The 13,919-nt window shown below is 56.2% G+C and carries 13 protein-coding genes; 10 read left to right on the top strand and 3 right to left on the bottom strand.

The window, feature by feature from the left end; genetic code table 11:
- The first annotated feature begins 197 nt into the window (after positions 1 to 197).
- The 8 genes from QHL1GM_RS07820 to QHL1GM_RS07785 all read left to right on the top strand — a co-directional run bounded on the left by QHL1GM_RS07820 (position 198) and on the right by QHL1GM_RS07785 (position 9,650).
- Positions 198 to 401 carry a cold-shock protein gene (locus QHL1GM_RS07820; protein WP_035559868.1) on the top strand — a complete coding sequence of 68 codons (204 nt, stop codon included), beginning with the start codon at positions 198 to 200 and terminating at the stop codon, positions 399 to 401.
- Positions 402 to 625: 224 nt separating this feature from the next.
- Positions 626 to 2,395, top strand: coding sequence for an SLC13 family permease (locus tag QHL1GM_RS07815; RefSeq protein WP_071693960.1), 1,770 nt, complete (start codon positions 626 to 628; stop codon positions 2,393 to 2,395).
- Between the two features lie 90 nt (positions 2,396 to 2,485).
- Entirely contained in the window at positions 2,486 to 3,151 is a 666-nt protein-coding gene (locus QHL1GM_RS07810) for an alpha/beta hydrolase (protein ID WP_071693959.1), read from the top strand.
- A gap of 40 nt (positions 3,152 to 3,191) precedes the next feature.
- The gene (locus tag QHL1GM_RS07805; protein ID WP_071693958.1) at positions 3,192 to 3,872 is read left to right on the top strand and encodes a hypothetical protein; all 681 of its coding nucleotides are present in this window, start codon (positions 3,192 to 3,194) and stop codon (positions 3,870 to 3,872) included.
- Positions 3,869 to 5,359 carry a complex I subunit 5 family protein gene (locus tag QHL1GM_RS07800; RefSeq protein ID WP_071693957.1) on the top strand — a complete coding sequence of 497 codons (1,491 nt, stop codon included), beginning with the start codon at positions 3,869 to 3,871 and terminating at the stop codon, positions 5,357 to 5,359. Before QHL1GM_RS07805 ends, QHL1GM_RS07800 begins: the two co-directional genes overlap by 4 nt.
- Positions 5,356 to 6,861 (top strand): complex I subunit 5 family protein, encoded by a 1,506-nt coding sequence (locus QHL1GM_RS07795; RefSeq protein ID WP_071693956.1) that lies wholly within the window; start codon positions 5,356 to 5,358, stop codon positions 6,859 to 6,861. Before QHL1GM_RS07800 ends, QHL1GM_RS07795 begins: the two co-directional genes overlap by 4 nt.
- On the top strand, positions 6,858 to 8,630 hold the full coding sequence (locus QHL1GM_RS07790; protein ID WP_071693955.1) for a complex I subunit 5 family protein: 1,773 nt from the start codon (positions 6,858 to 6,860) through the stop codon (positions 8,628 to 8,630). Before QHL1GM_RS07795 ends, QHL1GM_RS07790 begins: the two co-directional genes overlap by 4 nt.
- Positions 8,631 to 8,666: 36 nt before the next feature.
- The gene (locus tag QHL1GM_RS07785) at positions 8,667 to 9,650 is read left to right on the top strand and encodes a YihY/virulence factor BrkB family protein (RefSeq protein ID WP_071693954.1); all 984 of its coding nucleotides are present in this window, start codon (positions 8,667 to 8,669) and stop codon (positions 9,648 to 9,650) included.
- A gap of 70 nt (positions 9,651 to 9,720) precedes the next feature.
- On the opposite strand, the gene QHL1GM_RS07780 is transcribed toward QHL1GM_RS07785, so the two are convergent.
- Positions 9,721 to 11,130, bottom strand: a complete 1,410-nt coding sequence (locus QHL1GM_RS07780) for a PhoH family protein (RefSeq protein WP_071693953.1) — start codon at positions 11,128 to 11,130, stop codon at positions 9,721 to 9,723.
- Positions 11,131 to 11,336: 206 nt separating this feature from the next.
- A complete protein-coding gene (locus QHL1GM_RS07775) occupies positions 11,337 to 12,206 on the bottom strand; it encodes a LysR family transcriptional regulator (protein WP_071693952.1) in 870 nt (289 codons plus the stop codon).
- 115 nt (positions 12,207 to 12,321) lie between these two features.
- Here QHL1GM_RS07775 and QHL1GM_RS07770 point away from each other — a divergent pair, with 115 nt between their 5' ends.
- Both QHL1GM_RS07770 and QHL1GM_RS07765 read left to right on the top strand, forming a co-directional pair.
- The gene (locus QHL1GM_RS07770; RefSeq protein ID WP_071693951.1) at positions 12,322 to 13,188 is read left to right on the top strand and encodes a cation diffusion facilitator family transporter; all 867 of its coding nucleotides are present in this window, start codon (positions 12,322 to 12,324) and stop codon (positions 13,186 to 13,188) included.
- Positions 13,189 to 13,289: 101 nt separating this feature from the next.
- The gene (locus QHL1GM_RS07765) at positions 13,290 to 13,562 is read left to right on the top strand and encodes a hypothetical protein (RefSeq protein WP_071693950.1); all 273 of its coding nucleotides are present in this window, start codon (positions 13,290 to 13,292) and stop codon (positions 13,560 to 13,562) included.
- A 106-nt stretch (positions 13,563 to 13,668) separates the two neighbouring features.
- On the opposite strand, the gene QHL1GM_RS07760 is transcribed toward QHL1GM_RS07765, so the two are convergent.
- Complete coding sequence (locus QHL1GM_RS07760) at positions 13,669 to 13,854, bottom strand: DUF3008 family protein (protein ID WP_071693949.1); 186 nt, start codon at positions 13,852 to 13,854, stop codon at positions 13,669 to 13,671.
- Between the last annotated feature and the right edge of the window lie 65 nt (positions 13,855 to 13,919).

Here is a 13,919-nt window from a genome sequence, read left to right as displayed (position 1 = left end):
TTCTATACCAAGTTTTATGGGGGTGTTGACGGAGGAGGGTGGTTAAGCGCAAAATGTCGCCAGTTGGTTAGCAAGTCGAACGTTGTCAGCAGTATAGAAGCGCCTCTAGTAGCGTTAAATCTGGTGAAAGTCTCTTGTTATACCCACTGCAATTCGGGTATTTCCCGGTTTAATTAGCAACATCGAGGATTTCGATCATGGCAACTGGTACCGTTAAGTGGTTCAACGACACTAAAGGTTTCGGCTTTATTTCTCCTGATGACAATGGCGACGACCTGTTCGCGCATTTCTCAGAAATTCAGGCAGAAGGCTTCAAATCCCTGCAAGACGGCCAGAAGGTTTCCTTCGACGTCACCCAGGGTAAAAAAGGCCTTCAGGCTTCTAACATCAAAGTAGTTTAAGTTAATTCTTAAGCATTGAGATGTTAGCAATCATCGCCTAGCGTTGATTGACCAGGAAACCCCGCCAAGTGCGGGGTTTTTTGTGTCTGTATGATTAAGACGATACTCACGCCTTACACTCTTGTATTCCATTTTGATCTTTAAATGTTTCTAAAAATAACTTTTTAGAATATAAGGTTGGCCTCACACTACCACCATGCTTATTAGTTAAGGATGTCGTGGTTATGTCGCTGGATGCTTGGATAGCGGTCGGGGTGGTGCTCACCATCTTCCCGTTGATGGCCTTTTCACGCCTGGGGCCGGATATTATCTTGCTGGGCGCGGTTATTTTATTGATGACGCTGGGCGTGATTGACCCACAACAGGCGCTGGGGGGCTTCTCCAATGGCGGTCTGTTTACCGTCGCGTTTATGTATGTGCTAGTGGCCAGCATTCGCGAAACCGGCGGCATCGATCTGATTATTCGCTATGTGCTCAAACGGCCAAAAAGTGAGCGAGGCGCGCTGGTTCGCCTGCTTTTACCGGTGGCCTCGCTTAGCGGCTTTGTCAATAATACCCCGGTTGTTGCTACCTATATTCCTGCGGTAATGAGCTGGAGCCGTCGACTGCGCTTGTCTCCCCAGCGGCTGCTAATGCCGCTTAGTTTCGCCTCTATCCTCGGTGGCACCATTACGCTATTTGGTACCAGCACTAACTTGGTGGTGCATGGGCTGCTGCTGGAGCGCCACCCAGAGCTTGGCATGGGCCTATTGGATTTGGCCTGGGTGGGTGTTCCCGTAGCTGTCGTAGGACTTGCCTATCTCATTTTATTGGGGCCACGTTTGTTGCCCGCTAGGGAGGGGTTGGCCAATGCGTTTGCCAACCCCCGCGAGTTCACTATCGAAATGGAGGTCGACCCAGCGGGAGTGCTGGTGGATCGCACTGTCGAAGAGGCGGGGCTACGTCACCTGCAGGAGCTGTTTCTGGTTGAGATTGAACGTGCGGGAAACGTGGTCAGCGTTGTAGGACCTGGCGAGCAGCTCAAAGGCGGCGATCGGCTGGTGTTTGCGGGCACCTCTGATGCGGCGGTAGAGTTGCAGCAAATTCGTGGCTTAATTCCTTCCCGAGATGACACCTCCAGTTTGGAGAAAGAGTTCAAAGAGCGCCGCTTGGTTGAGGCGGTGGTCTCCAACCAGTGCCAGTTTATTGGCCAGCGTATTCGCGATGGCCACTTCAGAACCCTTTATGGGGCAGCGGTACTGGCGATCTGCCGTGGCGGCGAGCGGGTTAAGGGCAATCTGGGCCAAGTGCGGCTGCAGCCCGCTGACGTGCTGTTGCTGGAGGCGCGGCCGCCGTTTATTGAGCGGCACCGTCAGTCACGGGACTTTTTGCTGATCAGCGAGCTAAATGGCGCGGCGCGACCGATCCATGAGAAAGCGCCGCTAGCGTGGGGCTTGCTGTTAGGCGCCGTACTGCTCGCCGCCTTCGGGGTGCTGAGCATGCTCAACGCCGCCATGCTGGGGGCGGCGTTGGCGCTACTCACGGGCTGCTGTTCGGTGGGCGCCGCCAAGCGTGGCCTGGATACCCAGGTACTGCTCACCATTGCCGCATCTTTCGGGGTGGGGGCGGCACTGCAGAGCTCCGGTGCCGCCGAGGCTATGGCTGGTGGGGTGCTCACCTTAGTGGCAGGGAATCCATTGCTGCTGTTAATCGGCACTTACTGCGTGGTTGCGCTGCTAACCGAGCTGGTGACCAATAACGCAGCGGCGGTGATTATTTTCCCGGTAGTGATGAGCGCGGCCGAGAGCTTGGGCGTGAGTCCTATGCCCTATGTGGTAGCGGTCATGTTTGCCGCCTCGGCGAGCTTTTTAACCCCCATCGGCTATCAAACCAACCTGATGGTGTATGGCCCAGGCGGTTACCGGGTGAGCGATTTTCTACGTTTGGGCGGTGGATTAAATATACTGACTGGCATCATAGCGCTCGTTTTGATTCCCCTCGTGTGGCCCTTTTAAACGTGGCGTGACCTTTTTAAACACGCCATGGCTCGCTGTAAACGCGGGTTTGCGCTAGGGTGGCCCTTTTTGAATAAGGAATACGATGTCATGACTGCTCCTGGCGAACTGATTATTGAGCCGAAAGATGGTCAACCCGCCGATGCCTGTGTGTTTATTATTCACGGCTTAGGCGCGGATGGACACGATTTTGAACCCTTGGTGCCCGCATTAGCGCTGCCCAAAGATTCACGCGTGCGCTTTATCATGCCCCATGCGCCACGCCTGCCGGTGACGATTAATGGCGGCATGGTAATGCCCGCCTGGTACGATATTTTAGCCATGGATTTAGGGCGTCGGGTTGATGAGCGCCAACTCAAGCAATCTGCTGAGCGAATCCAAGCGCTGATTCAAGAGCAGATCGACCAAGGCATCGATAGCCAACGCATTATTGTGGCAGGCTTTTCGCAAGGGGGGGCTGTTGCCTACCACGCCGCGCTGACTTTCCCCGCGCCGCTAGGGGGCTTATTGGCTATGTCGACTTACTTCGCCACCGCCGACAATATCGACCTTGCGGAAGCCAATCGTCAGATCCCTATAGAAGTACAACACGGTAACTTTGACCCCATTGTGCCTGAAAGCCTGGGTCGCAGTGGCGCCGACCGTTTAAAAGAGATGGGCTACGCGGTCAACTACCGCCAATACCCCATGGCCCATGCGCTCTGCCCCCAGCAGGTGAATGATATCGGCAAATGGCTGAGTGCTCGCCTAAACTAAGCGCCTATTCGTGACCGATGCAAGGATGTAGCGAAAACGAATGATAGCTTCCTTTGATGCGATAGAAGTGCTGCTGGCGCTGTTCCTCACGGCGTCGGCGCTAGTGTGTCTGTTTGATCGCCACCTGGTGCGCGCTTGCTGCTCCTTTGTGGCCTTTGCTATCGCCATGACATTAGCGTGGTGGCAACTTGGCGCTCCCTGGCTTGTAGTTGCCGAGCTGCTGTTGGGCGTTGTGCTAACAGGGCTGTGCTTTTTTTATGCCCTGGGCCGCTTTTTGCCGGGTACTTCTTCCCGTCTCAAGCGCGATACCTTTAGCGAACCCTGGTCGCGATCGGCCATACGTTTGCTGTTGGCGCTGGCCTGGTTTGTGATGGTCGGCGCAGCGATTCGTTATGTAATAGTCGACATGGCGTTCTCACCTTCAGAGCATCCGCTGCTGCTTGCTGGGGTGCTGATTGCCGCCTGTGCCTTAGGGGCGTTTGCGTTGCACCGCCATCTGCTGCGTCGGCTGCTGGCGTTTAATCTGCTTGGCTCGGGGGTGTTTATGCTGCTGGCTGGCGTGGCGGGCACCTCGGCGGCTGCCCAGGCGTTAATTAGTGTGGGGTTGTTAGTTGCCTGGCTTGGGTCGATGCTCGGCGCTTTGCTGATTAGGCAGCTTTTGCATCTGGAAGGTGTCGAGGCCTTGGGGCCTGACGGCGAGCCCAGGGAAGGCGTCACATGATCTGGCGCTTTGGCCTTTTTGATAGCACCTTTGCACCCCTTCTCCATACTCACTGGGCGCTGTTAGCCGCGCTTGGCTTGCCGCTACTACTGGGCACGCTTGCAGCACTATTTCCTCCTAAACGTGCATGGCCCGTTGTGCTAGCCAGTGTGCCGGTATTGGCCTCTGGGCTGGTGCTGCTATCTGCTTATGACCAAGCGGGACTACTGCGCTGGCAGTGGGAAATAGCCGATATTCATCTGTCGCTGCGCCTAAACGGGCTGAGTGTGCTGTTGCTGTTAATGACCCAGGTGATCGGCGTTGCGGCAGCGCTCTATACACCAGGGTATCTGCGCTTAAGCGAAACCGGGCCGTTGGCACGCTGGCTGTGGCCTCTTATGGGCGTGGTGCTTAGTGCGCTCTCGTTAATCTGGCTGGCCACCGATCTATTGACCCTTTATGCCGGGCTGGAGCTGATGGGGCTGGCGGCAGTCGGCATGCTGATGCTATCGGGGAAGGTGCCCGCGCTAGTGGCGGGAATGCGCTATTTGCTGTTGGCGCTGGTGGGCTCGCTAACCTATCTACTTGGGGTGGCGCTGATTTTAGGCCACTGGGGCCGGTTGGATTTGCAGGGCTTGGCAGAGGTAATAGAGCCAGGGCCGGTGGCGTGGTTCGCTGCTGCGCTGATCGGCGCTGGGTTAGCCTTAAAAGCCGCGCTGTTTCCTCTGCATGCCTGGCTCACCCCCGTTCATGAGAATGCCTGGACACCGGTGAGCTCGCTGCATGCAGCGCTGGTGATCAAGGCGTCGCTGTTTATGCTGCTGCAGCTGTGGAGCATTCTGCTCCCTGATACTTTCTACGCCCCGCGTGTAATCGCCTGGCTTGGCATGCTGGCGATTGTATGGGGCGGGTTGCTAGCCTGGCGCACTGATTCACTTAAAACCTTGGTTGCTTCGTCCACCGTGGCACAGCTGGGGTATCTCATGGTGGCTTTTCCGCTGCTGCTGGGGCCGGATATTGCGCCGCTGCCTCGCGCTTTAGCCTGGGAAGGGTTCTGGCTGCAACTGATGGGCCACGCGTTTGCTAAAGCTGCCATGTTTATGGCCGCAGGTAACCTGATACTGGCCACCGGGGAGAGCACGCTCAAAGGCCTGGCCGGTACCAGCCGCCGCTTGCCGCTTTCGTTATTAGTGTTTGGCATCGCCTCCATCACCCTGATGGGCCTTCCGCCCAGTGCTGGCTTCACGGCTAAATGGATGCTGCTTCAGGCGATGATCATCACCCAGCAGTGGTGGGCGGTGGCGGCGTTATTAATCGGTACGCTGCTAACCGCGGCCTATGTGTTTCGCATGTTTCGCTATTCCTTTGATGAGACGGCCCCACGGCATCGTTATCAACCCTTGGCGCCGGGTATGGATCTGATCGCACTAACGCTTGCTCTGATTGCGTTCGCTCTAGGGCTATTGGCGCATTTCCCGCTGGAATTAATGCATGGAGGTAGCCCATGAACGCCGCCTGGTTACCGATGACTGCTCTGGCCACTTCGCTATTGGTGGTGGTGATTATATTCGCGCTGCCGGAAGACGCCCGGCGGCTTCGCACGACGATTAACCTAGCCGCGGCGGTGGTTAAAATTGTTCTGGTCGCCCTGATGGTCAGACGGGTAGCTGCGGGACATGAGGATATTTTTAGCTTTCAAGTGATTGGTGGCGTTGATTTCGTACTGCGCACTGATGCGCTAGGGGTGATGTTCGCCGGGCTATCGTCGCTGCTGTGGCTGTGTACCACGGTTTATGCCATCGGTTACTTGGAAGGTTCTGCCAACCGGAAGCGTTTTTTTGGCTTTTTTAGTCTCTGCGTAGCGAGCACGATCGGCATTGCGCTGGCCGATAACCTATTTACCTTCCTGATTTTCTACGAAATGTTGACGCTCTCCACTTACCCGCTGGTGGTGCATCGGGGTACCGAGCAAGCTCTCAATGCGGGCCGCGTTTATTTACGCTATACGTTAAGCGCCGGTGTGGTGCTGCTACTGGGGGCTGTGCTGCTGTATAGCCTAACCGGGGATCAATCGTTCTCTTCAGAAGAGGGCTTGGGCAACTATTTAAACGATCATCGCGGTTTGTTAACGCTGATATTTGCCCTGCTTGTGGGTGGGTTGGCGGTAAAAACGGCCATGGTGCCGCTTCATGGGTGGCTACCCAGGGCGATGGTGGCCCCCGCTCCAGTGAGTGCGCTGCTTCACGCGGTAGCGGTGGTAAAGGCGGGCGCCTTCGGGATTCTGCGGGTTGTTTACGACCTTTTTGGCATTGAACTGAGCGTGGAGCTCGGCGTTATTACCACGCTAGCGGTAGCGGCCTCGATAACGATTATATATGGCTCATTAAGAGCCATTGCCCAAGAGGAGCTGAAACCCCGCCTAGCGTTTTCCACCGTCAGCCAAGTCTCCTACGTCATTCTGGGTATAGGTCTGTTTGGCCCTTTCGGCACCGTTGGTGCTTTAGCGCACTTGCTGCATCAGGGCCTAATGAAGGTCACGCTGTTCTTCTGTGCGGGTAACTATGCCGAGGAGCTGGGGATTCATCGTATTGATGAAATGGACGGTGCCGGCAAACGCATGCCGCTGACCAGCATAGCGTTTACCATCGGCGCGCTGGGTATGATTGGTCTTCCGCCGGTAGCGGGGTTTATTACCAAGTGGTATCTCGGGGTTGGCGCGATTCAAGCCGAGATGTACTGGGTCGTCGTCGTGCTAGTGGCGAGCAGTACCCTCAACGCCATGTATTTTTTACCCATTGTGCACCGTTTGTGGTTCCGTTCAGGGCCTGCCCATGGCAAAGGCAGTTGGCCCAAAGAGCAGCGTCTAGGCCGTTTTGAAACCCATAGCTGGCTGCTTTTACCGATGGTGTTTACCGCCTTGGTGAGTTTAGGGGCAGGGCTGTTTGCCGGGCTCCCGTTTAGCCCCTTGGATTGGGCGGCTCGAGTAGCGTCCGGGGAGTATCTGCCATGATGACAATGCTGCTTGCCCTGGCGCTACTTTGGCCGCTGGTCGTTGTCGGTTGGACGCTATGGAGCGCCTACCGCACTCCCGCTGCGCAGCAGGGCTATTTTTCAGCACTATGGCTAAGCGCTGCTTGGCCAGCGCTGCTGCTAGCCTACGGTGGCGAAGCGCAGTGGACGATTGATGCCTGGATGCTGGGTGGCGAATGGGCACTCAACTCGCTAAGCCGCCCCTGGCTTGCGTTTACCGCGCTGCTCTGGAGCCTGGCAGCGTTTCATGCCAGAGGCTATTTTGCCGCGGAGCAGACGAAGGCCCAGGACGGTGATCAAGACGCTGAGCGACGCCTGTTGCGTTTAGCGCTGCTATGGCCGCTGACACTGCTCGGTAACGTATTACTGATTATTGCCCAGGATATCGCCAGTTTTTATCTAGGCTTTGCGCTGATGACCTTCGCCGCCTACGCCCTCGTGGTGCATAGCGGTTCAGAGGAAGCACGGCTTGGGGCCAAGGCCTATTTGATTTTGGCCGTGGTGGGTGAAGGGCTGATTTTAGGTGGTTTTCTATGGGCAGCCGGTGAGGCGGATACGCTTACGCTACAAGGGGTGCGTGAAGGCATTTTAGTCGCCGAGCAAGGCGCATGGATGGCTGCCTTGCTGTGCTTGGGCTTTGGCGTAAAAGCCGGTGTTATTGGTTTGCACGTATGGCTACCGTTAGCCCACCCGGTGGCACCGGCCCCGGCCAGCGCGGTGCTTAGCGGGGCGATGATTAAGGCGGGGCTGCTGGGCTGGATCAGTGTGCTGCCGTTAGGTGAGGAGCAGATTTCAGCTTCCTTAGCCCAGTTTGGCAACATCATGTTAATCGCGGGGCTGGCGGCAGCCTTTGGCGCCGCGCTGTATGGCGTTTTTCAGCGCCACCCTAAAGCGGTTTTAGCCTACTCCAGTATCAGCCAGATGGGCATGATGACCGCGGTGGTCGCCATGGGGTTGGTTGCGCCCGACGTATGGTCACTGTTATGGCCGGGCCTTGTGCTGTTTGCCGCCCATCACGCGCTGGCTAAAGGGTCGCTGTTTATGGGCACCAGTATCAGCGAGCATCTCCCCCGGTGGCCGCTGCCGTTGGTCTGGGCTTTGCTGGCACTGCCGGGTATTTCGCTGTCGGGCGCTATTGGCGCGGGCATGGTCAGTAAGTGGGGCGTAAAGAGTCCGCTTTATGAAATGCATCATGAATCGTTGATCAAGCTGCTCAGTTGGGCGGCTGTTGGCACTGCGGCACTGGTAAGCGTTGCTTTATGGCGTCAGTGGCAGCAACGCCATAGGGGCGGCAGTAACCGAGAGCAGTGGGGCGCCTGGTTAGTGGCCATAGCGGCAGCGCTGTTGACGCCACTTTGGCTCCCACTACCTGCTGGCAGTATCGAGATGCCACCGCTTAAAGAGTGGCTGGGGATTATGTGGCCATTTCCGGTGGGGGTTCTGTTCGCCGTGGCGGGCTGGCTACTAACGCGCCCGCTTAAGGGTAAATCACTCCCCGCGGGCGATCTATGGTGGCTCTACGCGGGGATGATCAGCGCTGCATTGGTGCCAATACGACTGTTTGGGCACTACTGTGCCCAGCTTAAAGCGGCGAGCGTGGCAAACGCCCAAAAAGCTGAAGAGACGTTGATGGGCCATTTAACTCGCCTATTGTCGTCAGAGTCCTGGTTGCGTCACCATGCCAGTGGTTTGATGATGGTGCTTGCCGTGATGCTTGCGGCGCTAATGATGTGGGAAGGTCAACGATGAAACGACTGTGTGGACTGTACTTGTCAGGAGCCTGCTATGGGTAAGCTCCCGCGCGGTCGCCGCGCGCAGGTACCCAGTGATATTCCCCAGCGGGGGTGGCACGATATTACCTGGCGGGTAGTGCGCGCCGCTCGGCGTAACCGCTTGACCATGCTGGCCGCTGGCGTGGCGTTCTACGCCTTGCTGGCGCTATTTCCCACCATCGCCGCGGTCATTTCCCTTTGGGGATTACTGTTTGACCCTTATGAAGCAGGCCAGCAGCTGTATGAAATTAGCCGCTTCATGCCGCCAGATGCGGCCAAACTGATTGATCAGCAGGCGCAGAAAGTGGTGGAAAGTGCCAAATCAGGAAGCTTTCTGGGCGCCTTAGCCGGGTTGTTGATTGCGATGTTTATCGCTTCCAAAGGGGTGGCGGTGCTGGTCATCGGGCTTAACGTGGTGTACGGCGAAACCGAAAAGCGCAGCCTGCTACACCGTAGTACGGTATTGATCGCGCTGACCTTTGGCTTGATTATTATGACGCTGATCTCGCTGGGTTTTATCGCCATCGTGCCGGTAGTCGTTAATTCCTTGGCGATAGATCCACCGCTGAACCAGATTCTGCAGTGGCTACGCTGGCCTGCGTTGCTGGTGGTAATGAGTATGCTCATTGCGCTGCTCTACCGCTACGCGCCTTATCGTCGTTCGGCCCAGTGGAGTTGGTTAAGTTATGGCACGCTGCTGGCGACGGTGATGTGGCTGTTAGGCTCCGGCGGGCTTTCGCTCTACGTGCGCTACTTCTCTATGTTTAGTGAGCTATACGGCTCGTTGGGGGCGGTGGTGGCGCTGATGATCTGGTTCTGGCTCTCCGCCTTTGTGGTGCTGTTTGGAGCGGAAGTCAACTGCGAAATGGAGCGCCAAACCTTCACCGACACCACCATTGGCGAGGTGCGCCCGTTAGGGGAGCGCGAGGCGTTTGCGGCGGATACCATTGGTGCCCCTCGGCCGTGGAAGGACATTGAGGACAGTAACGATACTTGATAGCGGAGAATCATCTCCCACCAGCGGTGGGAGATGATTGGTTTAAAACAACAGGTTTAAAATAACAGGCTTAAAGCAGCTCTTCCGCCGCCAGGGCCAAGCGCGAGCGTTCAACGCTTTTCAGGGTGATATGCCCGGCGTGGGGCCAATCACGGAAGCGCTCCACTACCGCGGCCATGCCGCAGGTGTTGGCGGTAAGGTAGGGCGTATCAATCTGCCCGACGTTGCCCAGGCAGACAATTTTGGTATTACGCCCCGCCCGAGTTACCAGCGATTTAAGCTGTTTGGGGGTGAAATTTTGCGCCTCATCAATGATTAGAAAGGTGTCGTTTAGGGTGCGACCGCGCATAAAACTCGGCGAGCGGATTTGCACCCGTGAGCCAATCAGCTGCCGCGTGGCGCCGTTATCCCAGCTTGATTCTCCCTCCTCGTTGCGCAGCAGGTTATCCATATTGTCGTGGAAGGCGCCCATCCACGGTGACATCTTCTCCTCCTCGGTGCCGGGTAGAAAGCCAATGTCTTCCCCCATGGGGATCGGCGCGCGGGTAAATACGATGCGCTCAAACAGCTTGGCATCCAGCGTCTGCTGAAAGGCGGCGGCCAGGGTCATAAAGGTCTTACCCGTACCGGCATTACCCGCAATGGTGACCAAATCAATGTCGGGATCCATGAGTAGGTTTAGCGTGAAGTTTTGCCGACTGTCGTGGGCGTGAACGCCCCAAACACCCGCGTGGTGGCGGTAGTTCGTCAGCAGCTGAAGCCGAGCCGAAGAGGGCCCCAGTTCACGAACGATCGCTTCGAACTCCGCCCCGTTTTCGCTATCCGAGACCAGCATGCCCACGTGCCAGTGGCGGGGCATAGTGCCGGTGAGTTGGTAAAAAGTGTGGTGATCCAGGCGCTCAACGGTGACGTCGACATTCAACGCTTCCCATAAAGATGCGCCATTTTGCCCTGCAGAGGCGTAGACCTGGGCGCCCTCAATCATGGCGTCGCTATCGGAGAAGGCGCGGTCGTTGAGGTAATCCTCAACGGGCACTTTCAGCGCGGCGGCTTTGACGCGGAGGTTGATGTCTTTGGTAATCAGGATGACGGAGGCGTCGGGACGTTCTTCGCGTAGGCGGCAGGTCTCCGCCAGTATGCGGTTATCGGGGCTATCGTCTAGGGCGTCAAAGAGCTTTAAATCGTTGTAGCATAAAAAGTGCAGGCGTCCTGTGTCGCCGCTGAGCCGGGGAATCGGAATACCACGTTGGATCTCATCAAAGGTGACTTGGCTGGTAAGGTCAGAGAGCGTACGGCTGATTTGGCGGGCCGTGCGGGCAATTTCACGTACACCATTTTTGTGCTTATCAAGTTCCTCCAGGACAGTCATGGGGATAACGACGTCGTGCTCATCAAAGTGGTAGAGCGCGGAGGGGTCATGAATGAGGACATTGGTGTCCAACACATACAGCCGAGTGGCTTTCTTATCGAGTCGTACCATCGTTGGAATCACTCCTTGGTTGACGGCAACTTCGACACTGGCAGGTGCGTATGACGCCTGGATGACACTTGCCTGTGTTCCGTACGTGGCGTGTCCTGGCGGCTCCTTATTTAGCATTTTTTAATAGCGTGGAAGGCTTTGGTGTTTTTCGCCACAAAAAAGATTTCAACGATGTGTCAGCCCATTCTGTGCAATAGCCCTGGGTATCAGTTCTGGGAAGCTAAGAAGTGCGCCACTTTATTTAATAAGGCGGTAGCTACCACGCCGCGGTTATCACTCTCCACGTAGCGGTAATAGTGGCTATCCAAGGCTAGATCGTGATTTAGCGTGCAGAGCGTGCCAGCCTCCAGGGCGCCTTTAACCAGCGGGTAAGGCAGTAGCGCCCAGCCGGTAGCGTTGATAACGGCGTCGCGGATCACTTCAAACATGGTTAAACCCAGATAATTACCTGAAAACAGCGCTTCGCTGATCAGCTTGTCATCCTGCACGTGGGTCAAACACACTTGGGTGTACTGGGCTAAGTCGTCGCGGTTAACGCTAGGGAGCCGGCTTAGCGGGTGATGGGGCGCTGCCACTAAACGCATACTCACTGGGGCAAGATTGGTCGCGTTGGTATCAATACCTTCAGCGGTATACAAGCCAAAGGCAATATCCACCGTTTGGCGCTGCACGAACTGGGTATGTTCCTGGGGCGGCACCAAGTACACTGAAATCGCGGTTAGCGGAAACTGCTGTTTTAAATCATGCATTACCTGACGCCAAAACACCTCGGGCAAGGCGTCATCACGGGCAATGCCGAGCTGGTTTTCCACACCCTGCAAGTGCTGGTGGCAGTGTTTTTTGATTCGGCTGGCACTGGTCAGCAGGCGGTAGCAGTCGGGGAGCACGCTATCGCCCACGGCGGTAAGCGTTAGGCTATTGCCTGAACGCTCAAATAGCGCCACGCCCAGACTGTCTTCCAGCGCATTAACGGCGGCACTCAGCGTGCTCCGTTTAAGGCCGGTATGTCGTGCAGCGGCGGCAAAGGAGCCATGCTCGGTGACATCGATAAAGGCCTGTACCTGTTCTGCACGCATAGTCGCCTCTTTTAGCGCTTTGAGCGCCAGTTAACTTGGCGCTGAGCGATTCGTGATTGTCATAACTCTTCACTATTATGGCGCACAATTCGTCTAATGTGATGGAGTTATCCGCGTGACCCCCTTTGTTGCCGAGCGCCGTGCGCTAAGATTTTCAGCCATTTCTGCCAGCCTATTTGCGTTTACCGGGCTAGCGCTAGGGCTGACCAGTGGTTCTATAACGATTCTTTTTGACAGCGGCTACTCGCTGTTGAGCCTTGTGCTGGCGTCGTTATCTCTGTTTGCGCTTCAGCAGGCGCGTAAACCGGCGGATGATCACTACCCCTTTGGGCGGCTGACGGTAGAGCCTCTCGCTGTGCTGCTCAAAGGCGTAGTGATCGCGATGGTGTGTATCGTCTCGCTGGTTTCCGCTCTGTGGAGCTTGCTTGATGGCGGGCGTGTGGTCACGCTGGATTTGGCGCTGATGTTTGGCGTGGTCAACGTAACGGGCTGTTTATTAACTTGGTGGTGGCTGGCGCGCTACGCCCGGGTGGCGCGTTCATCGCTGTTGGCCGCCGAGCTACGCCAATGGCAGATGGATACCTGGCTGAGTGCCGCCGTCATGCTGGGGTTTGGTCTGACTTGGTTGTTAACCCTGTCACCCTGGGCCAGCTACGCGCGCTTTGCCGACCCGGTGATGGTGCTGGTTATCGCAGGCTACTTCTTACCTATGCCGATTCGCATGGTGAAGGGGGCGCTGCGTGAGCTGATGTTCGGCGGCTCATGCAGTAGCGTGCGTCGCGATGTGGTGGAGGATGTCGCCGACTTTGATGTCACCGCCGACGATGTACGCCTGGCCCAGGTGGGCAGTTTCCTGATGGTAGATATCCAATTGGACAAGCAGCAGTTCGACGATGCTCAAGAAATTATGGACAGCGTAGAGAAGCGCTGTAAGCGGCTAAACCTGCGCCCCGTTACCAGCCTTACTTTAGTCGCTGGCTGAGCTGGGTGAAAAAAGATTGACGTTTAGTTAGAAGCAGTGCTATTTAGCGCTACCGACAATAGGTGTCGGCTTAATAGTGCTACGTTGAGGGTTGTAAAAACATGCCATTGCGCCGCTGTTTACCCGTACTGCTACTGACCGCACTGGTCGCTGGCTGTGCAAGTTCTACCATTGCGCCAAACTATACCTCCGACAATCCTGATGTTATGCGGATTGGCGGCGAGCGCCCGGCTAACCGCGATGCGAGCGTTGAAAGCGCTGGATCGTTCTGCCTGGAAACTGCCGAACGCTGGAATGAGCATGGCCGTACGCCGGATGGCCAGACGCTATGGGCAAAAGACACCCTGCGTAAAGTGGTGCCTTGCAAGCAGTAATGGTTAGTTAGCCACAACCAACAGCGCCAGCTTCGATAAGCTGGCGCTGTTGGTTTTTAGGTATTTAATAAGAGTCGTTTAGCAGATAAGGGGAACAATAAGATGCTCAATCTTCTTTCTTCTGCGGCTTGCCTTTGCGCTTTGTGCCCGCCATTTCCTCTAGCTCGTCTTCACTCATCGAGTCGTACATCTCCTTAGAGGCGCCTACCAGCTCGCTGGGTTTGGTATCACCGCGCTTGGCGGAAAGTGCCGCACCCGCGGCTTTCTGCTGTGCTTTTGAAGTGGCTTTCATTTCGAGACTCCTGTCAGTTGACTTCCTTAACTTGCTCACGTTATTAAGCCTAGCAGTGGGTAGTG

This window comes from Halomonas sp. QHL1 (genome assembly GCF_001882345.1).
Classification (GTDB): Bacteria; Pseudomonadota; Gammaproteobacteria; order Pseudomonadales; family Halomonadaceae; genus Vreelandella.
Note: the sequence above shows the minus strand (reverse complement) of the source record. Positions and strands in the feature narration are given on the sequence as shown.